This is a genomic window from uncultured Photobacterium sp., assembly GCF_947039875.1.
Lineage (GTDB): Bacteria > Pseudomonadota > Gammaproteobacteria > Enterobacterales > Vibrionaceae > Photobacterium.
This window is the reverse complement of record NZ_CAMRAN010000001.1, coordinates 28,058-53,132: the sequence shown is the minus strand read 5'-3', so window position 1 is coordinate 53,132 and position 25,075 is coordinate 28,058. Positions and strand designations below refer to the sequence as shown.

Annotated in this window: 15 protein-coding genes; 11 read left to right on the top strand and 4 right to left on the bottom strand. The window is 41.9% G+C overall.

Annotated elements, in window-relative coordinates; all coding sequences use genetic code 11:
* The first annotated feature begins 239 nt into the window (after positions 1-239).
* Both aceK and Q0V26_RS00170 read left to right on the top strand, forming a co-directional pair.
* Entirely contained in the window at positions 240-1,967 is a 1,728-nt protein-coding gene (aceK, locus tag Q0V26_RS00175) for a bifunctional isocitrate dehydrogenase kinase/phosphatase (RefSeq protein WP_297474566.1), read from the top strand.
* 154 nt (positions 1,968-2,121) lie between these two features.
* On the top strand, positions 2,122-2,598 hold the full coding sequence (locus tag Q0V26_RS00170; RefSeq protein ID WP_297474563.1) for a hypothetical protein: 477 nt from the start codon (positions 2,122-2,124) through the stop codon (positions 2,596-2,598).
* Here Q0V26_RS00170 and Q0V26_RS00165 read toward each other — a convergent pair.
* The gene (locus Q0V26_RS00165; protein WP_297474561.1) at positions 2,581-3,084 is read right to left on the bottom strand and encodes a putative 4-hydroxy-4-methyl-2-oxoglutarate aldolase; all 504 of its coding nucleotides are present in this window, start codon (positions 3,082-3,084) and stop codon (positions 2,581-2,583) included. The two genes, Q0V26_RS00170 and Q0V26_RS00165, sit on opposite strands and share 18 nt — an antisense overlap.
* A 607-nt stretch (positions 3,085-3,691) precedes the next feature.
* On the opposite strand from Q0V26_RS00165, the gene arcA reads away from it, so the two are divergent.
* A complete protein-coding gene (arcA, locus tag Q0V26_RS00160) occupies positions 3,692-4,411 on the top strand; it encodes a two-component system response regulator ArcA (protein ID WP_036796042.1) in 720 nt (239 codons plus the stop codon).
* A 62-nt stretch (positions 4,412-4,473) separates the two neighbouring features.
* On the opposite strand, the gene arcB is transcribed toward arcA, so the two are convergent.
* On the bottom strand, positions 4,474-6,828 hold the full coding sequence (gene arcB / locus Q0V26_RS00155) for an aerobic respiration two-component sensor histidine kinase ArcB (protein ID WP_297474547.1): 2,355 nt from the start codon (positions 6,826-6,828) through the stop codon (positions 4,474-4,476).
* Between the two features lie 142 nt (positions 6,829-6,970).
* The gene (locus tag Q0V26_RS00150; protein WP_297474546.1) at positions 6,971-7,918 is read right to left on the bottom strand and encodes a TIGR01212 family radical SAM protein; all 948 of its coding nucleotides are present in this window, start codon (positions 7,916-7,918) and stop codon (positions 6,971-6,973) included.
* Positions 7,919-8,438: 520 nt separating this feature from the next.
* Here Q0V26_RS00150 and gltB (Q0V26_RS00145) point away from each other — a divergent pair.
* From gltB (Q0V26_RS00145) to Q0V26_RS00110, 8 genes are all read left to right on the top strand, one after another.
* On the top strand, positions 8,439-12,986 hold the full coding sequence (gltB, locus tag Q0V26_RS00145) for a glutamate synthase large subunit (RefSeq protein WP_297474545.1): 4,548 nt from the start codon (positions 8,439-8,441) through the stop codon (positions 12,984-12,986).
* Entirely contained in the window at positions 12,979-14,445 is a 1,467-nt protein-coding gene (locus Q0V26_RS00140) for a glutamate synthase subunit beta (protein WP_297474543.1), read from the top strand. The genes gltB (Q0V26_RS00145) and Q0V26_RS00140 overlap by 8 nt, the downstream gene beginning before the upstream one ends.
* A gap of 399 nt (positions 14,446-14,844) precedes the next feature.
* A complete protein-coding gene (gene gltB / locus Q0V26_RS00135) occupies positions 14,845-19,308 on the top strand; it encodes a glutamate synthase large subunit (RefSeq protein WP_297474541.1) in 4,464 nt (1,487 codons plus the stop codon).
* A gap of 14 nt (positions 19,309-19,322) precedes the next feature.
* Complete coding sequence (locus Q0V26_RS00130) at positions 19,323-20,732, top strand: FAD-dependent oxidoreductase (protein WP_297474539.1); 1,410 nt, start codon at positions 19,323-19,325, stop codon at positions 20,730-20,732.
* A 173-nt stretch (positions 20,733-20,905) separates the two neighbouring features.
* On the top strand, positions 20,906-21,604 hold the full coding sequence (gene mtnN, locus Q0V26_RS00125; protein WP_297474538.1) for a 5'-methylthioadenosine/S-adenosylhomocysteine nucleosidase: 699 nt from the start codon (positions 20,906-20,908) through the stop codon (positions 21,602-21,604).
* Positions 21,605-21,632: 28 nt separating this feature from the next.
* Entirely contained in the window at positions 21,633-22,595 is a 963-nt protein-coding gene (locus Q0V26_RS00120; protein WP_297474536.1) for a cobalamin biosynthesis family protein, read from the top strand.
* Positions 22,595-23,431: a vitamin B12 ABC transporter substrate-binding protein BtuF gene (btuF, locus tag Q0V26_RS00115; protein ID WP_297474535.1), complete on the top strand. Its 837-nt coding sequence runs from the start codon at positions 22,595-22,597 to the stop codon at positions 23,429-23,431. The genes Q0V26_RS00120 and btuF overlap by 1 nt, the downstream gene beginning before the upstream one ends.
* A gap of 124 nt (positions 23,432-23,555) precedes the next feature.
* On the top strand, positions 23,556-24,167 hold the full coding sequence (locus Q0V26_RS00110) for a TRIC cation channel family protein (protein ID WP_080158508.1): 612 nt from the start codon (positions 23,556-23,558) through the stop codon (positions 24,165-24,167).
* Between the two features lie 127 nt (positions 24,168-24,294).
* Here the strand turns inward: Q0V26_RS00110 and Q0V26_RS00105 are convergent, their stop codons facing one another.
* Positions 24,295-24,915: a DedA family protein gene (locus Q0V26_RS00105; protein WP_297474531.1), complete on the bottom strand. Its 621-nt coding sequence runs from the start codon at positions 24,913-24,915 to the stop codon at positions 24,295-24,297.
* Between the last annotated feature and the right edge of the window lie 160 nt (positions 24,916-25,075).

The following is a 25,075-nucleotide window of genomic DNA, read 5'->3' as shown; positions in this document are numbered from 1 at the left end:
TACGGGATACATTTGTCATAACTGTCATTTATATTTACACGCTGTTACCTTACGATTACATGGAATGTAATATAGAGTCAATAAAGTTTTTACAATTATTACAGAATACATACGTCGTACACATCTGCAATACGACGCACTTCACCGCTCAAAAAAACAACAATAATATTTGCAGTCAGCTACAGAGCATTGCATAGTAAATAGCAAAGAATAAAATTGTCATCATTAAGGATAAACTGATGAGTGCAGCCATGGAGTCACTGATCGCACATACTATTTTACAAGGCTCAGATGCCATGTTTGGCCGCTTTCTTGACGTCACTGCCGAGGCGCAACAACGATTTGAACACCAACAATGGACGTTAGTGCACCAAGCATTAAAAACCCGTATTAGTTTTTATGATCATCATGTGGAATTAGTTACCAATCAGATTCAGATCATGCTTGGAGGACAATACGCAAATCAAATATGTCTGACTGCCGTGAAACAGGCTTATCAGAATTTATTGGTTGATTATCCACGTTATGATATTGCCGAAAGTTTTTTTAATTCGGTGTATTGCCGTATTTTCAAGCATCGTAATATCAACCGCGATAATATCTTTGTTCATAGCTCACAACAACACCGTATACCTACCTATCCCAGCTCATTAACCCGTCATTATCGAGTGCAAACAACCGTTGCGGTAATGATCGAAAGAATGCTTGATGATCAGCCTTTTACGCTTGATTGGAATGATAAACAACGTGATATTCAATTGCTGGTGACCCACTTAGAAGCTGAGTTAGGTGAGCGGCTTGATCAACACCTAACCTTAGAACAAATTCGTGAGCCTTTTTACCGTAATAAAGCCGCTTATCTGGTCGGTAAACTGACTTTTTCAAATGGTGAATCACGGCCTTTAGTACTGCCAATACTCAATCATAATGGTCAATTGTTATTAGATGCGGGTATCTGTAACGTCAATGATGTTAGCGTTATCTTTGGCTTTGCGCGCTCTTATTTCATGGTTTATAGCCCAGCCCCCGCAGCCTTAGTGCGCTTTTTAGCTCAACTGTTACCCAATAAAAATTTGGCTGAGCTTTATACTGCCATTGGGTGCCAAAAGCATGGGAAAACAGAATTTTATCGCCAATTCTTAGATCATTTAGCACACTCTGACGACCAATTTATTATCGCTCCTGGAATAAAAGGCATGGTAATGTCGGTGTTTACATTACCATCTTATGATTTTGTTTTTAAAATAATTAAAGATAAATTCGCTCCACAAAAAGACATTAGCCCTCACGTTGTTAAACAAAAATATCAATTAGTCAAAGAACATGATCGTGTCGGTAGAATGGCCGATACACAAGAATATCGTCATTTTAGCTTTCCACGTCACCGATTTAGCGATGAACTTATTCAAGAACTACTCACTATCGCCCCTTCTATCGTGACCCTCACCGATGATGAGATCATAATTGAACACCTGTATATGGAACGGCGAATGATTCCATTTAATATTTATATTGAAACAGCAAATGATACTGACTTACGCCACGCCGTTAATGAATATGGAAATGCGATTAAACAACTCGCCGCCGCTAATATTTTTCCAGGGGATATGTTATTTAAAAATTTTGGCGTAACGCGACATAAGCGAGTGGTGTTTTATGACTATGATGAAATTACCTACATGAGTGAAATGAATTTTAGAAAGATTCCGGCAGCACGTTATCTCGAAGATGAAATGGCAGCCGAACCTTGGTATAGCGTTGGAATTAATGATGTTTTTCCAGAAGAGTTTCGAACCTTTTTACTGATCAATCCTAAAGTAAAAAATCTGTTTAATGAATTACATCAAGATCTGTTTGAAGCCAGTTATTGGCAGCACTTGCAGAACAATATTAATCAAGAACTATATCCTGATGTTTTTCCTTATCATGCCCGTCATCGGCTACATATTCAGCTTCCTAAAAAATAACCGTCATTGGTGATTGTAATAACGGAGATATTACGACTAAGTTGTGGCTATGATCATGAATACGCTACTTGATGAGTATTTATCAGTTATAACACTTACTCTCTTCGTAATATGGCCTACTATTTAAAATAATGTCGGTGTGATGGGAGTGAGCATGATCAAATATTATATAAGTATTGTGGGAGTACTTATTTTTTTAGCCATGTCCGTAACAGCACAAGCGGCAATACCGATAGACACCAACCTAACTTATAATGGGGGTAAAAAACTCACATCAGGATGGTTTTTATCGTCACAATCACGTCAGCAACGTTTTGATATATGGCAGATAGACAGTGGCTACGCTTATTCAGTAACGGATAACACTCAGCTTTATGTTAGCACCCATCTAACCACCAGTACCGATCGTCAACCCGCAACAAGTGGATTAACCTCTGGTGTTAAATATTCTGTATCACCACGAATAAGTATTAATAGTGCTATTACATCAGACACCATCAATAATCAAACCTCATTAGGATTAGAGCTGAGTAGCCAATACGACGTCTCACAAAAAGTAAATGTGCGGGCCACGGTTGATTATGCTGAGCTTGAGAAAATAATTGAGCTCGGCTTAGGATTCAGTTTTTAATACACTCACATCTAACGCAGTACTACTCAAAATAATGCCATTTAAATCCGCATAAATATAATCATTAGGATAAATTAACGTGTCCGCAATACTGAGCACGACATTATGTTCTCCCATCTGCCGTTTATCTGTTTTAATAGGGCATGCCGCTAGCGCTTTCACACCTAATGACAATTGTGCCAAGGTTGCAACATCTCGAATAGCACCATGAACAATAATCCCTTGCCAATTATTTTTTATCGCTAATAACGCCAGCTGATCTCCCAGCAATGCACGTCGACAACTGCCATGGCCATCAATAAATAGCACCTTACCTCGGCCATCGGTTGATAATAGATTACGCACTAAACTGTTATCCTCAAAACAGCGCAGGGTTACTATTTGCCCCCAAAACGGCGTATCGCACCCATAATCATGTAACGTTAACGGTAAAAAACGAATATCTTGTGCATAGTAATCACATAAATCTGGTAATAAATCCTTCATTAGCCTTTCCCATCACTATTAAATAAACAAAAACAGGCAAAATTGACCGTATTTCGTAACAATAACCGCAATATTAATTAATGAGAGCTTTTTTACTGAAATCCATCAACCTTAATGAGTGCCAAGCCTAACTGATACTGTTACAATATTTAGAGAAAGATGAACTATATGTTGTATTTTTTATTATCATTAAGATTAAATATTAGTCAATGGTATTAGGTTTTGTATATTATGATTACCATCATGACACTTTTTATCTATTCAGGTATAAAAGTTGACTAAACTCGAAATATAACAAATGTTTTTCTCGCTGATTGATGTAAATCAACAAACATATAAATAATCGACATCAAATAAGCTCTCCACATTGTTAGCGAGCTGTTAAGTGAATACAATTGTCGCATTATCAGGGAGATTGTAGCCAGCACCCCAAGTTTTATGGGGGATTTCAACATCTAATACATGTTGAATGAAAGGATGGTGTACCACATAGGCTGTAACAATAAGGTGTTTATTTAAACATTTTGCCTATATGTGAATTTTTTTTATAGAATTTAACTATTCTGTGATTAACCAGATTTAGTTTCTGATATTAGGTACTGCCAAAATGCAAACCCCTCACATTCTGATTGTAGAAGACGAGCACGTAACACGTAACACCCTGAAAAGTATTTTCGAAGCAGAGGGTTACACTGTATTCGAAGCAAATGATGGCGCAGAAATGCACCAGATGCTTTCTGAAAACCCTGTGCATCTAGTTATCATGGATATTAATCTTCCAGGAAAAAATGGTCTTCTACTTGCTCGTGAACTTCGCGAACAAGGTGATATGGCACTGATGTTCTTGACTGGTCGTGATAACGAAGTTGATAAAATTTTAGGCCTTGAAATTGGTGCTGATGATTACATCACAAAACCTTTCAACCCACGTGAATTAACTATTCGTGCTCGTAACCTATTAACTCGTGCAATGAACCAAGGTCTTCCAACTGAAGATAAAAAATTGGTTGAGCGTTACGAGTTTAATGGCTGGTCATTAGAAATTAACAGCCGTTCTTTAGTTAGTCCAAGTGGCGAACAATTTAAATTACCACGCTCTGAGTTCCGTGCTCTACTGCACTTCTGTGAGAACCCAGGTAAGATTCAAACACGTGCTGATTTATTAAAGAAAATGACTGGTCGCGAACTTAAGCCACATGATCGTACTGTTGATGTAACAATTCGTCGTATTCGTAAGCACTTTGAATCAGTTGCAGATACACCAGAGATCATCGCGACTATTCACGGTGAAGGTTACCGTTTTTGTGGTGATCTAGGCGAAGAGTAATCTCTTTTCCAAGCCAGTAATCAAATAAAAAGGCACCTTCTAGGTGCCTTTTTTGTTATTAATTACTGCTGCTTTAGCCATGTTTTCAATACATTTATATCATCTTGATAACTGTATTTAATTTCATCCACCCAGTCATTAATATTTTCCCACCATGCAGGTAACTCAGGTGATTGCGCCATCTGCGCCACTTGCTGAATATGTTTAAGACCGATAGAGCCCGCAGCACCTTTGATCTTGTGCGCTTCAAATTTAATACCATCTTGATCTTTTGCGGTCATATTTGAATCTAAGATAGCCAAATAGTCAGGCATCATTTTTTCAAACATCGCAATACTGGTATATACCGGCTCGGTACCGACGATTTCAACGTATGAGGTTAGCATCTCTAAATCTAATAACGTATCTATCATATTAGTTTGAGCAGTATTACTACTATCAAGGCTATCGTCATTCTCGTCTATTTCATGGCTACAACTTAAAACAAGATTTTCAATAACATGAGTAATCGCTTTAACACTTAACGGTTTATTAAGTACCTCATCCATACCTTTTGCTAGATACTCAGTTTTATCATTAACAACGTTAGCCGTTAATGCGACTAACGCAGGCAAATCTTGATATTGTTGACGTAACTTTTGTGCAATATCAAATCCTGTCATATCAGGTAGTTGAATATCCAATAGCACTAAATCATAATCTTCAGGCTTAAACATTGCTAATGCTTGATCACCACGCATTGCTACCGTCACCTCATGCCCTAACCGTTCAAGTAATGATTTCGCCACCACAATATTCAGTTCAATATCTTCTACCATGAAAATACTTAACCCTGTCATTTCAGGGAGTACTTCATTAACCACATGTTCTTCTACTACGGTTTCAATTAATGGCACTTTAATCTTAACAGTAAAAGTACTGCCCGCACCCAGTTCAGAATCAACGTAAATATCCCCGCCCATTAATTGAATTAATTGCCGTGACACCGCTAACCCAATTCCTGTTCCAACCGCATGTAAATTATCATCCCCTTGTTGAACTTGATAATACATCGCAAAAATATTATCTATTTCGGCTTTTGGAATACCAATGCCACTGTCTTCAACTTCAAAAATAATATTGGCGTCGTGCTCATGAATTTCACTACTTACAGACAACACCACCCCACCTTGTTTAGTAAATTTAGTGGCGTTACCAATTAAATTCCACAGCACTTGCCGCAAGCGTGTACTGTCTACTTGTATATTTTTAGGTAATTGAGTAAGGCATTCTAAATCAAATCGAAGCCCTTTTTGTTCTGCCATCAATTGTGAGATATTACCAATTTCATCAATAAACTCAGAAAAGTCTAATGGTTGTGGTAATAGCTCTAAACGTCGACGATCTGATTTATCTAAATCAATAATGTCATTAAAAATATTACCCAGAGTGATCGCACTAACATGTACCGTTCTTAGATAACCACGTTGTTCATCTGTTAGTTTAGTTTCTAATAACATTCGGCTTAATCCGACAATGCCATTAAGTGGGGTACGTAATTCATGGCTGATAGTCGAAATAAATGCGGTTTTATCACTACTGGCTTTTTCTTGAGCATCTTCATATTTTTTACGTTCAGTAATATCACGCCCAAACCCCATCAAGCCTAAACGTTTTCCATTTCGATCATAAAGAGGCACTTTGCGTAACTCAAATAATGCTTTTCTACCATTAGGGTAATCCAACCATTGCTCATCAGTCATAGCAGTATTATCATCAAATAATTCTTGGTCGGTTTTAAGAATACGTTTAGCGACCTCTGCAGGATAAACATCCCATGGTGTTAATCCTACTAACTCTTTTTCACTTTTTCCTACCAACTCCCCCATGGCGCGATTACAGCCAGAGAACTGATTTTTCTCATTACGATAATAAATTAAATCAGGCGACGCATCTAAAAACGATTTCAATAATGCACTTTTTTCAGCCACAGCTAATTGGGCATTTTCACGTTGATAGACTTCATTTTCTAAGTCTTGCATCGCCTCTTCGCGCGCTTCTTCTGCTTTTTCACGCTCTTCAATTTCAGAATTTAACTGTGAGATATTCGCCTGTAATTGTTGATTTAACTCCATGTCACGGGCGCGCATTTGTTCTAACTTGGTAACTAATTGTGATAATCGTTGCCGAGAATCTTCTAATTGATCAACCACCACCGATAAAAAATACACCGCCCAAGGAGTAATAAATAAACCAAAGGTAACAGAACGTATAATCTCAACTTCACGCATAGATCCTTGTAACAACAGCGTCACACTAATTTGTACAACTAATGCTAATGCCACTAACGCAGCTGCTAATAATAAACTAAACCGGAAAATACCAAGCTTAACGAGAAGATCAACATAAAACTGGGCTAAAATTTTGACTTGTTTCATCAATGAATACCAATAGAAAAACAACCTCGCCATGATGGCGAATACTGCTATTTATAATAATCGCTCTCGCCACTAGCACCTAAACGAAAGCAGTAAAATTTTATTGTGGCGCACAAAAAAGCCTACTGAACGTAGGCCCCATTTAAACATTATTATGTAATATCGGTAATTGATAAACAAAAGGATCGTCGATAGCGCTCCCTTGTGCGCCTTGGTTATCAAGAATACATCCAATATCAGTCATGGCTAGCCAGCGATTCTCACACCACATCGGCGCGAGTAATGTTGGTCGACGAGCACTTGCAGCAACGCGATGATAAACCACTTTTGCCGGCGTTAGACGAATCATCTCGCTCGCGATATCAGTGTAATGTTCAAGACTAATCGGTTGTAATCTGCCCGCTTTAAAAGCTTGCCCCATCTTGCTGCCTTCAACAATATGTAGTGGGTGTAATTTAATACCATCAACACCAACTGCAACCACTTTGTTTAGAGTCATCAAATTATCGGCCTTAGTATCTCCGGGTAGCCCAACAATTAAATGAGTGCACACTTTAATACCAAGCGCACGAGCACGTTGAGTAATCGCAGCATAACAAGCAAAATCATGACCACGATTAATACGCTTAAGGGTTTTATCATTCGCAGTTTGTAAACCCAACTCAAGCCAAATCTCATAGCCTTGTTCTACACAGCCAGCCAGTAAGTCTAACACCGCATCAGGCACACAATCAGGACGAGTACCCACACATAAACCTACAATATCAGCCGATATTAATGCCTGTTCATACATCTTTTTCAAACTTTGAACTTCAGCATAGGTACTGGTATAAGCCTGAAAATACGCAAAATAACGCTTCGCGCGATGCACCTCACCAGCACGCGCCGTGAGTTGTTGTTGAATTGGCACGAACTGATTTTTTTCGTCAGCAAATGACGCAACATTACAAAATGTGCAGCCACCGCGACCAATAGTGCCATCACGGTTAGGGCAACTAAAGCCACCGTGTAGCGTAAGTTTATGAACTTTTTCACCGTAACGATGTTGAAGGTCTTGCCCAAAAGTATTGACGAGTTGATGCAATTGCATGGTATTACCTAGCGTTTAAAACAATGAGTAATCTACGTCAACGCAGACCAATAAACAAAAGAGCCGCAACATATCATCAATCATCATGGTGTAAATTGTGCTAAAACAAAAAATCACCGCTCTATACTGGATCTTTTTTACTTTTAATGTGCTTATTTGCGCACCATTATTGGTGTTTTCAATACTTTATCTACACGTTAATTATGTTAATTTTTATTGGTAATTAATGTACCAAAATTGTAGGATGGTTACACTTGTGTGCAATTTATAAACAAAAAAAACACTAAAATCATGCTGTTTTAGTGTGGTTTATATGGCTATTTTGGCAGGAATAACGTGTTTTGTTATTCATAATCGTAATACAGCAGAATTAAGTTTGTGAATGATGCGGTGTCATCACCACAAACACACATCAAGGATGCAGGACAGGAGTCCATCTCAATGCGAATTGATTGTGTAAATAAATTAGGGATAACCAAGCCTTAGGAATATGGTTTGATGTAACTGGAAGGATGTATCTATGACAGCTCAAGAGCTTAACAGTCAGGGACTTTATGTGCCTGAATTAGAGCACGATGCCTGTGGTATCGGCTTTGTTGCCCACCTTAAAAACCGTAAATCTCACCAGATCGTCACTCAAGCTCTCGATATGCTCGCGCGTATGGAGCACCGTGGTGGTCAAGGTTGTGACCCTAGTAGTGGTGATGGAGCAGGCATCTTACTGCAAAAGCCCCACGAATTTTTATTAGAAGAAACCGTTAAGCTAGGGATGAAATTACCCGCTTTTGCACAATATGGTGTCGGCGTGGTGTTATTTCCTAAAGACGAACATAAACGTCAGCAATGTCGTGATATTCTTGAGCGCAATGCAAAACGTCTTGATCTAGAAATTATTGGTTACCGTGTACTTCCGGTCGATAATTCAATGATCGGTGAGGATCCACTCAGCACTGAACCTCAATTTGAACATGTTTTTATTACCGGTGGCACCAATTTAGACCCTGCTGTCTTAGAGCGTAAACTTTACGTGCTACGGAACTACACCGTACGCGTATGTTTAGAAAGCGTGTCCAATATTGATGATGACTTCTACATCAACTCACTGTCATATAAAACCTTAGTCTATAAAGGCCAGTTAACGACAGCCCAAGTACCACAATACTTCCTTGATTTACACAACCCAGCAATGGTCACCGCCTTAGCGTTAGTGCATTCCCGTTTTTCAACTAACACTTTTCCTCGCTGGCGATTAGCACAACCTTTCCGTTACATTGCCCACAACGGTGAAATCAATACCGTTCGCGGTAATCTTAATTGGATGAAAGCCCGTGAAGCCATTCTTGAATCTGACTTATTTAGCCACCAAGAAATCAGTATGTTGCTGCCAATTTGTCAGGAAGGCAGTTCAGATTCGTCCAACTTTGATATGGCACTTGAGCTATTAGTACTTTCTGGCCGTAGTTTGCCGCATGCTTTGATGATGTTGATCCCTGAAGCATGGCAAGAAAACACCAGCATGGATCCTAAGCGGCGCGCTTTTTATCAGTATCACGCCAATATTATGGAACCGTGGGATGGCCCTGCGTCTGTCTGTTTTACTGATGGTGTACAAGTCGGTGCTACATTAGATCGCAACGGGTTACGACCGTCACGCTATACCGTCACTAAAGATGATTTTCTGATCATGGCATCAGAATCAGGGGTAGTAAAAATTGCCCCCGAAAATGTACAGTTCCGTGGCCGCTTACAACCTGGGCGTATCTTCGTTGCCGATCTTGAACAAGGTCGTATTATTTCAGACGAAGAAGTCAAAGATAGTATTGCGACCTCACAGCCATATGAACAATGGATCAAAGATAATCTACTGACACTAAAAACACTGCCAGATGCTGACAACATGTACCACCAGCCAACCCCTGAGCGTTTATTACATCATCAACAAGCTTTTGGGGTTAGCTCAGAAGAAGTTAACGATATTATCGTACCGTTAGCCAATACAGGCTATGAACCACTTAGCGCAATGGGTGCCGACTGGCCATTAGCGGTGTTGTCACACCAATCACAACACTTATCGAATTACTTTAAGCAACTGTTCGCACAGGTAACCAACCCACCGATAGATCCTATCCGTGAACGAATGGTGATGTCACTCAATACCTACCTTGGTAAAGATCAAAATTTACTGACAGAAACCTCTGAACATTGTCATAAAGTTGAGCTCGAATCACCAGTATTATCTAATGCTGAGTTAGAAAAAATTCGTGCGATTGATAACGAACACCTGCAATCAAAAACATTGGATATTGTGTTCCGAGCCAGTGGCGAACAAGGCAAACTTGATCGCGCCTTAAAGCGTATCTGTCAGTACTCTGAAGATGCGGTTGTTGATGGTTACTCAATCATTATTTTAACCGACCGCGCAGTTAACTCTAACCATGCAGCCATCCCCGCGATGTTAGCTGTAGGTGCTGTTCACCATCACCTGATCCGCAAAGGCTTACGCGCTAAATGTGACATTGTAGTTGAAACTGGTGATGCCCGTGAAACCCACCATTTTGCGACCCTTATTGGTTATGGTGCTAATGCAATTAACCCTTATTTGGTCACGGAAACACTGGTCGATTTACAACATAAACGAAAACTTGACCCAGAGCTGCCAACCGATACTTTATTTAATAACTACCGTAAAGGGGTTAACGGCGGACTACTAAAAATCTTCTCTAAAATGGGGATTTCAACACTACAGTCTTATCATGGCGCGCAAATTTTTGAAGCCCTAGGTATCAGCAAATCTGTGGTTGATAAATACTTCACCGGTACCGTTACCCGTATTCAAGGATTAACCATCGATGATATTGCTCAAGAAGTATTAGTACGCCACCGTGTCGGTTATCCGACCCGTGAAATTCCACTACAAATCCTTGATGTGGGCGGCGTCTATCAGTGGAAACAACGCGGTGAAAAGCATCTATTTAACCCTGAAACGATTTCATTACTACAACAATCAACCCGTAACAAAGATTATGACCAATTTAAGCTGTATGCCAAAGCGGTTGATGAACAAGGTGACAATGCTGCGACATTGCGTAGCCAGTTAGATTTTGTCAACAATCCAGCCGCTTCAATTGCATTGGATGAGGTTGAATCACTTGATAATATTCTTAAACGCTTCGCAACGGGTGCAATGAGCTTTGGTTCGATATCTTATGAAGCGCACTCAACCTTAGCTGTGGCAATGAACCGCATTGGCGCTAAATCTAACTCAGGCGAAGGGGGTGAAGACCCTACTCGTTTTGATAAAAAAGATAACGGTGATTGGGAACGTTCAGCGATTAAACAAGTAGCGTCTGGTCGTTTTGGGGTTACCTCATACTACCTCACCAATGCTGCTGAACTGCAAATTAAAATGGCACAGGGAGCAAAACCGGGGGAAGGTGGACAGCTGCCGGGCGATAAAGTCGATGATTGGATTGGCGCAACCCGTCACTCAACCCCTGGGGTCGGCCTTATTTCACCACCACCTCACCACGATATTTACTCAATCGAAGATTTAGCTCAGCTAATCTATGATTTGAAAAATGCTAACCGTGGCGGTCGTGTTAACGTCAAATTGGTTTCAGAAGCAGGTGTTGGAACCATTGCTTCTGGTGTCGCCAAAGCCAAAGCTGATGTGGTGTTAATTGCAGGCTTTGACGGTGGTACAGGTGCATCACCAATGTCATCGATTCGTCACACGGGTTTGCCATGGGAACTTGGTCTTGCCGAAACCCATCAAACCTTACTTAAAAATGGTTTACGTAACCGGATAGTGGTGCAGTCTGATGGCCAGATGAAAACCCCACGTGACCTTGCAATTGCAACCTTACTCGGTGCTGAAGAATGGGGCGTAGCAACCGCTGCACTGGTGGTTGAAGGCTGTATCATGATGCGTAAGTGTCATAAAAACACCTGCCCAGTGGGGATTGCGACTCAAAATAAAACCCTCCGTGAGCGCTTTGATGGTCGCGTCGAAGATGTCGTCACCTTCTTCCAATACATGGGCGAAGGTCTACGTGAAGTGATGGCTGAACTCGGTTTCCGCACCATTGATGAAATGGTTGGCCAAGCGCAGAAGCTTAAATTGCGTGATGATATCGGCCACTGGAAATACAAAAACCTCGATCTTAGCCCTGTACTGCACATTCAACCGCCACGAGCTGAAGATGGTATTTATAACCAACGCCAGCAAGATCATGGTTTAGAAAACGTACTTGATAGAACCTTGATTCGATTAGCACAACCGGCACTAACTACAGGTGAAGCGGTTACCGCACAACTACCGATAATCAATACCGATCGTAGTGTTGGCACTATGCTGTCTAATGAAATATCAAAAGTCTATAAAGACCAAGGCTTACCACTGCCGATGACGGTCAAATTTAACGGCTCTGCGGGGCAAAGTTTTGGAGCTTTCCTTGCTAAAGGGGTTCACTTTACCGTCGAAGGCGATGCCAATGATTATTGGGGTAAAGGCCTTTCTGGCGGTACACTCGTTCTCTACCCTGATCGTCAATCCGATATTATTGCTGAAGATAATATTGTGGTCGGTAACGTGTGTTTCTACGGTGCAACCTCTGGCGAATCTTATATTCGTGGCCTTGCAGGTGAACGGTTCTGTGTTCGAAACTCAGGCGCGAAAGTAGTCGTCGAAGGCATTGGCGATCATGGCTGTGAATACATGACCGGTGGTGTTGCCGTTATTTTAGGTCAAACAGGCCGTAACTTTGCTGCGGGCATGAGTGGCGGTGTCGCTTATGTGTGGGATCAATTTAGTGATTTTGAAACCAAACTCAACGCTGAACTGGTTGATATTGATCCTATCGAAGCTGACGATAAAGCTGTTTTACTTGAGATGTTAACTAAGCATATTGAATTAACAGGTAGTACGGTTGCAGAGTTGTTCTTATCTAATCTTGAGGCTAACCTCAAGCAGATGATAAAAGTCATGCCAAGGGATTACAAAGCCGTATTACAACAGCGTCAAGCTGCCGCTCACAACAAGGAAACGTTGGAGGCCATCAATGGGTAAGCCTACGGGATTTTTAGAATTTGGCCGTGAACTGCCAAGTAAGTTAGATCCAAGTGTTCGTATTCAGAATAATAAAGAATTTGTCCTTAACGATGAATTTGGTGACAAAATTCAAGAACAATCATCACGTTGTATGGATTGTGGCGTACCTTTTTGCCATAACGCATGCCCGATTGGTAATATTATTCCTGAATTTAATGATGCGGTTTATCGTGATAGCTGGGAAGAAGCATGGAACATTTTAAGTTCAACCAACAACTTCCCTGAATTTACGGGACGCGTCTGCCCAGCCCCTTGTGAAAGTGGTTGTGTGCTTGGCATCAATCAAGATCCAATCACCATCTGTAATATTGAAAAAACCATTGTTGAAACCGCTTATCGTAACGGTTATGCCAAACCTAAAACGCCACGTTCACGTACAGGAAAAACCATTGCTATTATCGGTTCGGGTCCTGCGGGGTTATCCGCCGCAGAACAACTTAACAGTGCAGGTCATACTGTGACCGTGTTTGAGCGCGATGAAAAAGTGGGTGGCTTACTGCGATTTGGGATTCCTGACTTTAAACTTGGGATGGATATTATTGATCGTAAAATTGACCTGATGGCACAAGCCGGAGTGAAATTTGAAGTCAATGCTCATATTGGGGTCGATATTAACGCCCAACAGTTACGCCAAGAATTTGATGTTATTTTGCTAACTGGTGGTTCAACTGTCCCGCGTAATTTACCTATTCCGGGGCGTGAGCTTAATGGCGTCCATTTTGCGATGGACTTTTTAGCCCAAAATAACCGCCGTGCAAACGATATGGATCTCAAGACCGCTGAAGTGCATGCACACAACAAGCATGTCGTTGTCATTGGTGGTGGCGATACTGGTTCAGATTGTGTCGGTACTTCCAACCGCCATGGCGCGGCAAGTATCACTCAAGTCGAAATCATGCCATTACCACCAGAGCAACGCCCAGCCAATCAACCATGGCCGTCATACCCGATGATCATGAAAACCTCGACCTCACATGAGGAAGGATGTGATCGTTATTGGAATATTCTGACTAAAGAATTTATTGATGATGGTAACGGTAATGTCAAAGGGCTACGGATCGCTGATATTGCATGGCAAGACGCCAAACCTGGTGCAAGACCGAACTTTGAAGAAGTGGCAGGAACTGAACGCATAATCGCTTGTGATATGGCCTTTTTAGCAATGGGCTTTTTACACCCAGAGCCAACAGGCGTGTTAGCACAATTGAATATTAAACTTGATGATCGCGGTAATGTTGCCACTCACAATTTCGCCACCAGCCAAGCTGGCGTATTTGCCGCAGGTGATATGCGAACCGGACAATCATTAGTGGTGCGATGCATCAATGAAGGTCGAGAATCAGCTCGTGTGATTGATAACTACTTAATGGGCAACTCCCATCTCGAAGCTAAAGCGAATTCATTGATGCTCTCTTAAATTTTATTATTATTTAATTCAATTAAAAAATTCAAAGCCAGCTCATCGAAGCTGGCTTTTTATTGATTACAGTGCAGACGATTATTTTATTATACAATTTTATAACATTCACCCTCACCACCCGCCAAATTTAGTACTTTTTTGATCTGAAAATACAGTTATTAACCCTTAACTAGCACTCAAACAAACTTACAGCTGTAATTAATATTAATTTATTTCAGACAGTTAAAGTCAATAAAAAACAGTTAATGATGATAAATATCATTTGTTAGCAATATTTGACCTTTTTGTGAATTATCGTTAGTTTGAAATATCGTAGGAGGCAAAATGAGCCATCACTCTTGATTCTCATTTTGCAGTAAAACTGTTTACAGCAAACAGGAGCAAGGGAGAATTGCAATGTCACTGTATAACCCATCACTAGAAAAAGATAACTGTGGCTTCGGTCTTATCGCCCACATTGAAGGTGAAACTAGCCATAAACTTGTTCGTACCGCAATATCTGCCCTCGATCGTATGACTCACCGAGGAGGAATTGCCGCGGATGGAAAAACTGGCGATGGCTGTGGTTTATTAATTAAAAAGCCTGATAATTTTTATCGTATTATTGCCACAGAAAAGCAGTGGAATCTATCGCGTGAATTTGCAGTAGGAATGATATTCCTCAGCCAAGATCCTATCCTTGCTCAACATGCACGTGAAATTATCAATGAAGAGTTAATCACCGAAACCTTATCCATTGCGGGTTGGCGTGAAGTGCCGATCAACGCCAGTGTTCTCGGCCCAATTGCCCAACACTCATTGCCAACCATTGAACAAGTGTTTATCAATGCCCCAGCGGGATGGAAACCACGGGACATTGAACGCCGGCTTTATATTGCTCGGCGTCGAATTGAAAAACGTATTACAGACGATAAAGAGTTCTATATTTGTAGCCTCTCAACCCAAGTCACGGTCTACAAAGGGTTATTTATGCCCGCTGATCTGCCTAAATTTTATCAAGATTTAGGCGATATTCGATTAGAGTCCTCGATCTGTTTATTCCACCAGCGTTTCTCAACCAATACTCAACCGCGATGGCCATTAGCACAACCATTCCGTTACTTAGCCCATAATGGTGAAATTAATACCATTACCGGTAACCGCCAATGGGCACGTGCGCGCGCTTATAAATTTAGCTCACCACTATTACCTGATTTAAACACAGCGGCGCCATTTGTTAATGAAACCGGATCTGATTCATCAAGCCTTGATAATATGCTGGAGCTGTTTTTAGCCGGCGGTATGGATCTCTTCCGTGCTATGCGAATGCTCGTGCCACCAGCATGGCAAAACCACCCTGATATGGATCCCGCATTACGTGCTTTTTATGATTTTAACTCCAAGCACATGGAACCATGGGATGGCCCTGCTGGGATTGTAATGTCAGATGGTCGTTACGCGGCGTGTAATCTTGATCGTAATGGCCTTCGCCCTGCGCGTTATGTGATCACCAAAGATAAACTGATCACCATCGCTTCTGAAGTCGGCATTTGGGATTACACCCCTGATGAAGTAGCAGAAAAAGGCCGTGTTGGCCCCGGAGAGTTATTGGTTATCGATACTAAATTTGCCAAAATTTGGCATTCACAAGATATTGATAACGAACTGATGAGCCGCCATCCGTATAAGCAATGGATGGATACTCATGTTCAACATTTAGTGCCTATTGAGCAGTTAGATGATAGCCATATAAGCCAACGTAGTTTGGATGACAATCAGCTTAATACTCACCACAAACAATTTAATGTCAGCCGTGAAGAACTCGATCAAGTGCTGCGAGTTATTGGTGAAAATGGTCAAGAAGCCACAGGCTCAATGGGTGATGATGCACCAATGGCAGTATTGTCGTCACAGCAGCGTCCTATCACCGACTATTTCCGTCAAATGTTTGCGCAAGTGACTAACCCACCGATCGATCCTTTACGTGAAAAGCATGTGATGTCGCTTGCGAGCTGTATTGGTCGCGAAATTAATGTATTCTGTGAAACCGACAGTCATGCTCAACGAGTGGCATTTAAGTCGCCAGTGTTGCTGTATTCTGATTTAAAACAATTACTAGAACTTGATCAGCAATACTACGCCAGCAATCAGCTCGATATTAATTTTGATCCACAACAAACCGATCTTGAGCAAGCGATTATTAGCTTATGTGATAAAGCGCAGCAGTTAGTTGAACAAGGGGCGGTGCTGATTGTGTTATCCGATCGCAGCATCAGCAAAGATACTCTGCCGATTCCAGCCGCAATGGCGGTAGGTGCCGTTCAACGCCGATTAGTCGATAACAATTTACGTTGTGATACCAATATTGTGGTTGAAACCGCTACCGCACGCGATCCGCATCAATTTGCGGTGTTGTTTGGTTTTGGTGCTACGGCGGTTTACCCCTACCTTGCTTATGAATCATTAGCAAAAATGGTTGATAGTAAGGTGATTAACAAGCCTTATCGCGAAGTGATGACTAATTATCGCGACGGGATCAATAAAGGACTGTTTAAGATCATGTCCAAAATGGGCATCTCAACCATTTCCTCTTACCGTTGTTCAATGTTATTTGAAGCGATTGGCTTAGGTAATGACATTATTGAGTTGTGTTTCAAAGGGGTTTCAAGCCGTATTGCTGGCGCTGATTTTAGTGATATTCAACAAGACTTGCACAACCTTGCGCGTACAGCATGGCTAAAACGCAAACCGATTGATCACGGCGGCTTACTTAAATATGTTCACGGTGGCGAGTTCCACGCTTATAACCCGGATGTCGTTTCAACTTTACAAAAAGCGGTTAAATCTGGCGATTATCAAGATTATCTCGCTTTTGCAGAGCAAGTAAATCATCGCCCTGTAGCCGCTATTCGTGACTTATTGGCCTTAACAGATAACCACAATCCAATTGCGATTGAGAACGTAGAAGCCGCAACGGAATTGTATAAGCGCTTTGACTCAGCAGCGATGTCGATTGGCGCCCTAAGCCCAGAGGCACATGAAGCATTAGCAATTGCAATGAACAGGTTAGGCGGTTGTTCTAACTCCGGTGAAGGTGGTGAAGATCCACGTCGTTTTGGTACTGAGCGTAACTCACGCATTAAGCAAGTGGCGTCTGGTCGCTTTGGCGTCACTCCGCATTATTTAGTCAATGCCGATGTGATCCAAATTAAAGTCGCGCAAGGGGCAAAACCCGGTGAAGGCGGTCAACTTCCGGGGCATAAAGTTACCACTGAAATTGCCAAGTTACGCTTTGCCGTACCTGGCGTGACGTTAATTTCCCCACCTCCGCATCACGATATTTATTCGATTGAAGATCTGGCGCAACTAATTTTCGATCTCAAGCAGGTCAATCCCAAAGCCTTGGTGTCTGTCAAACTGGTATCAGAACCCGGCGTTGGCACTATCGCGACAGGTGTTGCCAAAGCTTATGCCGATTTAATCACGATCTCAGGTTATGACGGTGGTACGGGCGCAAGTCCACTGACGTCAGTCAAATATGCAGGTAGCCCATGGGAGCTGGGTCTAGCTGAAACCCAACAAGCATTGGTCACTAACGGTTTACGACATAAGATCCGTCTGCAAGTGGATGGCGGCTTAAAAACAGGGCTAGATGTGGTTAAAGCAACGATTTTAGGCGCAGAAAGCTTTGGTTTTGGTACCGCGCCAATGGTGGCGCTTGGGTGTAAATACCTCCGCATTTGTCATCTAAACAACTGCGCAACCGGTGTGGCAACACAAGATGAAAAACTGCGCCGTGATTTCTTTAAAGGCTTACCAGAACAGGTAATGAATTACTTTATTGGTGTTGGCGAAGAAGTTCGGCAATTATTAGCCCAACTTGGAATCAAACAATTAACTGACTTAATTGGCCGCACAGATTTATTACAACAACTGGATGGTTTTACCGCTAAACAATCAAAACTTGATTTGAGCCCGCTATTGGTCGCACCAACACCACAAGCAGGTAAAACTTTATATTGTAGTGAAGCCAATACACCATTTGATGATGCGCAGTTAAGCCAACAATTATTGGATCATACGTTGAGTGCAATAGAAACGCGCAGCGGCGGTAATTATCACTTCCCAATTTGTAATACAGATCGCTCAATTGGCGCGCGCTTATCCGGTGAAATCGCTCATCGCTATGGTAATCAAGGCATGGCATCAGCACCAATTACACTCAATTTTGTCGGTACTGCAGGGCAATCTTTTGGCGTTTGGAATGCTGGCGGTGTAAACCTTAATTTAACCGGTGACGCTAACGACTACGTCGGTAAAGGTATGGCCGGAGGCAAAATAGCTATTCGTCCGCCACTTGGCTCGTCATTTAAATCCAACGATGCCACCATTATTGGCAACACTTGCCTATATGGCGCTACAGGTGGCAAATTATTTGCAGCCGGTAAAGCGGGAGAACGTTTTGCGGTACGTAACTCAGGGACGATAGCGGTAGTAGAAGGGGCTGGTGATAACGCTTGTGAATATATGACTGGCGGAATTATCGCTATTTTAGGTAAGACTGGCGTCAATTTCGGCGCCGGAATGACGGGTGGCTTTGCGTATATCTTAGATGAAGATGGTGATTTTGCAGGACGCGTAAACCCTGAGTTAATTGAAGCAGTCGCACTTGATCAACTCAAAATCCATCAAGAACATTTACGCGGATTAATTGATCGTCACCTGCAAGAAACAGGCTCAACCCGTGCGCATGAAATTTTGGCTAACTTTGACCAATGGATTCCAAAATTCTACCTTGCGAAGCCAAAGTCAGCGGATATCAATACGCTGTTAGGTCATCAAAGCCGTTCAGAATCTGAACTACGTCTTCAGGCACAATAAGGGAGGGAAACCAAATGAGCCAGAATGTTTACCAATTTATTGATGTCGAGCGTATCGACCCACCTAAAAAAGCGATTCAAATTCGAAAAATCGAGTTTGTCGAAATTTATGAGCCCTTTACCGAGCAGCAAGCGGGAGCACAAGCAGACCGTTGCCTCGATTGTGGTAACCCTTATTGTGAGTGGAAATGCCCAGTGCATAACTACATTCCACAATGGTTAAAGCTTGCTAATGAAGGCCGAATTATTGAAGCGGTAGAGTTATCGCATCAAACCAATACCCTGCCAGAAGTCTGCGGTCGCGTTTGCCCGCAAGATCGCTTATGTGAAGGGGCATGTACCCTTAATGACGATTTTGGTGCGGTCACTATCGGTAATGTTGAAAAATACATTACTGATAAAGCGTTTGCAATGGGGTGGAAACCCGATATGTCAGGCGTTGAGCTCACTGATAAAAAAGTGGCTATTATCGGCGCGGGTCCTGCCGGGCTGTCATGTGCTGATGTTCTGGTGCGTAACGGCGTAAAACCAGTGGTGTTTGATCGCTACCCTGAAATTGGCGGCTTACTGACGTTCGGTATTCCTTCGTTCAAATTAGAAAAAGATATTATGGTCAATCGCCGTCGTGTCTTTAGCGAAATGGGGGTTGAGTTCCAACTTAATACTGAAGTGGGTAAGGATATCAGCATTGATACTCTGCTCGCTGATTATGATGCGGTTTTCTTAGGGGTCGGCACCTATAAAAATATGCGTGCTGGGCTCGCGAACGAAGATGCAAATGGTGTCTACGATGCGCTACCGTTCTTAGTCTCTAATACTTATCGAGTAATGGAACTTAACCAATCACAGCCTTTTATTGATATGCAAGGCAAGCGAGTTGTCGTCCTTGGTGGTGGTGATACAGCCATGGATTGTGTTAGAACATCAATTCGCCAAGGTGCTAATAACGTTATCTGCGCTTACCGCCGTGACGAAGCTAATATGCCAGGTTCTAAACGTGAAGTGAAAAATGCGCGAGAAGAAGGGGTTAACTTTATGTTTAACCTGCAACCATTGGGCATTGAGGTCGATAACTCAGGAAACGTCGTTGGCGTTAAGGTTGTCAAAACCGCATTGGGTGAAGCTGATACTGCGGGTCGTCGACGCCCTGAACCCGTTGCCAACAGTGAACATGTCTTAGCGGCTGATGCGGTGATCATGGCGTTTGGCTTTCAACCACATGCCATGCCTTGGCTTGCACCTTATAATGTCGAGCTTGATCAATGGGGCCGAATTAAAGCAGCTGACACTGAGTTTGCTTTCCAAACTACCAACCCTAAAATCTTTGCTGGCGGTGACGCGGTACGTGGTTCTGATTTGGTGGTCACCGCCATTGATGAAGGCCGAAAAGCCGCTGATGGTATTCTCGATTATTTAAATCTATAACCGACCGCCCCATAAATACGCGTAATTAACCCCACAGTTGTGTTTACAACGGTGGGGTCTTTCTGTGATTAGCCGAGTTTAGACGAGAGTTTTGGAATAATGATTATGGCTCATGCTACAATCTTAGCCATATCAGCACTGCGAGTGCACACCATCAAAAAGAGATACCATTCATGAAAATCGGCATTATTGGCGCGATGGAACAAGAAGTTGCCATCCTTAAAGATCAACTTACCGACTGCGAAACACATAACAAAGCAGGTTGTACTATCTACACTGGTAAACTAAATGATGCGAACGTAGCATTACTACAATCAGGTATTGGTAAAGTATCTGCAGCAGTAGGGACGGCTGTTTTACTTGACACCTTTAAGCCTGATGTAGTGATTAATACTGGTTCTGCTGGCGGTTTTGAATCAAGCTTAAACGTAGGTGACGTGGTTATTTCAACTGAAGTACGTTACCACGACGCTGATGTGACAGCATTTGGTTACGAAATGGGTCAAATGGCACAACAACCAGCCGCTTTCCTGTCTGATGAAAAGTTAATGTCTGTTGCTGAACAAGCACTAGCGGCATTACCACAACCACCACACGCAGTTCGTGGTTTGATTTGTACTGGCGATGCTTTTGTATGTTCAGCTGACAAACAAGACTTCATCCGTACTCATTTCCCAACTGTAGTTGCGGTTGAAATGGAAGCCGCTGCCATTGCGCAAGCTTGTCACCAATTCAAGGTTCCATTTGTGGTTGTGCGCGCAATTTCTGATGTTGCTGACAAAGAATCACCAATGAGCTTTGATGAGTTCCTGCCACTTGCAGCACAGAGCTCTTCTGTAATGGTTGCTAAAATGGTTGAATTACTAAACTAATTTATCTTAAATGAGATGATAACTACTGATGACAACTTCGGCATTTATCACCTCATTTGCAACCAATAGCTCCCTACTGGCTTTGTGGGGAGCATTAGTATTACATTGGTTATTACCCATCCCCTATCCTATGCACCCATTGCGTATCTGGCACCGTTTAGCCTTATTAATTGCAGCACGGGTCAACCATCCTCATGATAATTACGCTCAGCGATTATTAGCGGGTTATTTAGCTTGGAGCTTAATGTGGTTTACTGTATTAATCTTATTATTCGCGATGAGCCAATTAGTATTGTATCCAATTATATTTCAACTCACGCTATTATGGCTGGCTCTCGATTGGCAACAAACAGCCCATCTTAGCCATCAATTTAATCATGCTTATAACTGCAACGATAAAGCTCAATGTCGCCAATTGCTCGCCCCTCATATCAATCGAAATACCACTGTATTATCCCTGCTAGGTTTAGGCAAAGCTGGCGCTGAAACCATCATTTTAAGCTATGGCAGGCATGTAGTTGGAGTTTTGTTTTGGTATGCGATCGGTGGTGGCATTACCGCTATTTTATATCGATTAGCCATTGGCCTTGCACGAACATGGTCACCGACACGTACTCAGTATGCGGTATTTGGATATCCAGCAATACGTATTGCAGCAATACTTGATATTCTACCGCTACGGTTATTTGCTTTATTACTGAGCCTAGGACGCAATAGTCGTGTTGCGCTGCAAGGATTACGCAACCAAGGTGAAAACTGGCATTTACCCGGCCCAGGGTGGCTACTTGTTGTTATTGGACACAAGCTAACATTATCACTCGGCGGTCCAGCAATTTACAATAATAGTAAAATGGAACGACCTCGCCTTGGCGGAAGAATAACACCATCAGCACTGCATCTTGCACAAATACAACAACTCATAACGCAACGCCTTTATGTGTGGGTCGCAGTTGAAAGTTTATTACTATATATTTTTTATGGAGTTTTATAGTGCGATTCTTATGTTTACTTATATTCGTTATAAGTACCATTACACCTAGCGTTGCTGCAACGTTAGCTCAACAAACCCAACGGATTATTAGCTTATCACCGCATACCACTGAAATGGCTTATGCGGCTGGATTAGGAAACAAGCTTATAGCAGCCAGTGCTTACAGTGACTACCCTCCCGCAGCTGAAAAATTAGAGCGCGTGGCAAATTATCGCGGTCTTAAAATGGAGCGTATTTTAGCGCTAAAACCTGATTTGATTTTAGCTTGGCAAGGCGGCAACCCTAGCCGAGAATTAGCCCGTTTAGAACAACTGGGGATTAAAATACTCTATTCAAATCCAAAAACATTGGCTGATATCCCTAAAACATTAGAACAACTGGGACAATATGCCGATTCACCACAACCCGCACAGCAAGCTGCCGCTGAATTTAGACATCAGTTACAACAACTGCAACTAACCAATCACAATAAACCTAAAGTACGCTATTTTTATCAATTAGGTTCAACGCCATTAATGACCGTTGCCGATAGTGGCTGGCCAAGTCAGATTTTTCAATTTTGTGGTGGCGACAACATTTTTGCAAATAGCAGTGTGGCCTACCCGCAAGTTAACCAAGAGCAAGTAATTGTTCGTCAGCCTCAAGTGATATTTAGTGCTCAACCAATCGCTGACACTCAACAATTATGGGCACAATGGCAACACCAACTAATTGCAATAAAACAACATCATATTTACCAACTAAATACTAATTGGTTAAATAGACCAACACCACGAACATTACTTGCCATTAAACAAGTCTGTGGATTACTCAATCAAGTACGAGATGATCACTAATCACAGTATGGATATAAAGCCTGTGAATAACGTCACAAAGCATTTTATTACTGTTGTGCGTTACATATTTATTCGTACAATCTCTGCCGCTTAACTCAACTTCATTATTCTTGCAGGGACAGAGATGCTTATTTATTTTCTCGATATGTTTGGCACTGCCATTTTTGCTGCATCAGGTGTACTTATGGCCGGACGGCTACGCATGGACCCTTTTGGTGTCGTGGTACTTGCCAGTGTAACGGCGATTGGCGGTGGTACTATTCGAGATATGGCATTGGGGGCAACACCAGTTTTTTGGATTCACGATACTAATTATTTATGGGTGATTTTTATCACCTGTATTATTACCATGATCGCATCTCAACGCCCACGTCGAATGCCATGGTATTTTCTACCTGTCGCTGATGCTATCGGCCTTGCTGTATTTGTTGCCATTGGTGTGGAGAAATCATTACGCTATGGAGCATCACCATTAGTAGCCGTTATTATGGGGGTGATCACTGGATGTGGTGGGGGTGTTATTCGTGATGTCTTAGGTCGTGAAGTGCCGATGATTTTTAGAACGGAGGTTTACGCTACTGCTTGTATTATTGGCGGTACCATTCATACCCTTAGTTTATCACTGGGTGTCCTACCGTCAATGGCAGCCATTATGGGCATTATTACCACCCTTTCAATACGCTTAGCCGCTATTCGTTGGAATCTTTCTTTACCCACTTTTGCTTTGCGTAACTAACCTAACGTAATGACACCACTGATAATAAAAAACCGCCACTATGTAACATGGCGGTTTTTTATATCTTTTGTTTATCATTTATTAAACATAGCGTTATTGCTTAATAGTCATGATATTGAGATAACAACTATTCTTCAATAACCATACGACTGCGTTGAAAGCGACGGTAAACCAGCCAGATAATAGCTATAACGATAACCGCAGCAACAATCCAACATTGGGTTTGATATTTATGATAAAACGCCAGAATGGGGGCGACTTCATCACGTAAATAGGCAGGCGCAACACCAAACACAAGTAACCACATGGTCACCGCGAGAAAGTTACCCGTAAAGAACAATTTAGCGGGCATTGCTGCAATACCACAGCCAATACACATAAATTGTTTAATGCCTTCCACAAAACGGCTAATGATAAGCCCTAACATGCCATAGCGATCGATAAAACCATGCAATTTGGTTAATGTTTTAGGCTTAATCCATTGTTTTCGAGTGACAACGTGTCCAAATTGACGCCCAATAAAATAACCAATGCTATTACCAATAAAGCTGGCACTCCAGCCAACCATCAATACCGCGGGTAATGATATTTTTCCTGATGCCGCTAATAAACTTGCCACGACCAGTAATGACTGTCCTGGCGCGGGAATCCCCATCCCTTCAACCGCAATTGCCAGCGCTAAAATATAATAGCCATATTGCTGCAGCAATGGCGTGAGTTCAGTAATAATATGTTGAATCGATTCCATGGCTAGTCTATGTCAGAAAAAAGAATTTTAATTTGTGATGATAGACCGAATTTAACAGAGACTATAACGATCAAAGCTAAAAATTAAGCTTACCAAAATGAACTAATTTATAAAAAACGGCTCTCAGTAGATAAGAATATGTTTTACAACAACATCAAAA

Bases quoted from the DNA above. Each gene is read 5' to 3' on its own strand.
- aceK (WP_297474566.1), top strand. From the start codon at position 240: ATGAGTGCAGCCATGGAGTCACTGATCGCACATACTATTTTACAAGGC.
- Q0V26_RS00170 (WP_297474563.1), top strand. From the start codon at position 2,122: ATGATCAAATATTATATAAGTATTGTGGGAGTACTTATTTTTTTAGCC.
- Q0V26_RS00165 (WP_297474561.1), bottom strand. From the start codon at position 3,084: ATGAAGGATTTATTACCAGATTTATGTGATTACTATGCACAAGATATT.
- arcA (WP_036796042.1), top strand. From the start codon at position 3,692: ATGCAAACCCCTCACATTCTGATTGTAGAAGACGAGCACGTAACACGT.
- arcB (WP_297474547.1), bottom strand. From the start codon at position 6,828: ATGAAACAAGTCAAAATTTTAGCCCAGTTTTATGTTGATCTTCTCGTT.
- Q0V26_RS00150 (WP_297474546.1), bottom strand. From the start codon at position 7,918: ATGCAATTGCATCAACTCGTCAATACTTTTGGGCAAGACCTTCAACAT.
- gltB (WP_297474545.1), top strand. From the start codon at position 8,439: ATGACAGCTCAAGAGCTTAACAGTCAGGGACTTTATGTGCCTGAATTA.
- Q0V26_RS00140 (WP_297474543.1), top strand. From the start codon at position 12,979: ATGGGTAAGCCTACGGGATTTTTAGAATTTGGCCGTGAACTGCCAAGT.
- gltB (WP_297474541.1), top strand. From the start codon at position 14,845: ATGTCACTGTATAACCCATCACTAGAAAAAGATAACTGTGGCTTCGGT.
- Q0V26_RS00130 (WP_297474539.1), top strand. From the start codon at position 19,323: ATGAGCCAGAATGTTTACCAATTTATTGATGTCGAGCGTATCGACCCA.
- mtnN (WP_297474538.1), top strand. From the start codon at position 20,906: ATGAAAATCGGCATTATTGGCGCGATGGAACAAGAAGTTGCCATCCTT.
- Q0V26_RS00120 (WP_297474536.1), top strand. From the start codon at position 21,633: ATGACAACTTCGGCATTTATCACCTCATTTGCAACCAATAGCTCCCTA.
- Q0V26_RS00110 (WP_080158508.1), top strand. From the start codon at position 23,556: ATGCTTATTTATTTTCTCGATATGTTTGGCACTGCCATTTTTGCTGCA.
- Q0V26_RS00105 (WP_297474531.1), bottom strand. From the start codon at position 24,915: ATGGAATCGATTCAACATATTATTACTGAACTCACGCCATTGCTGCAG.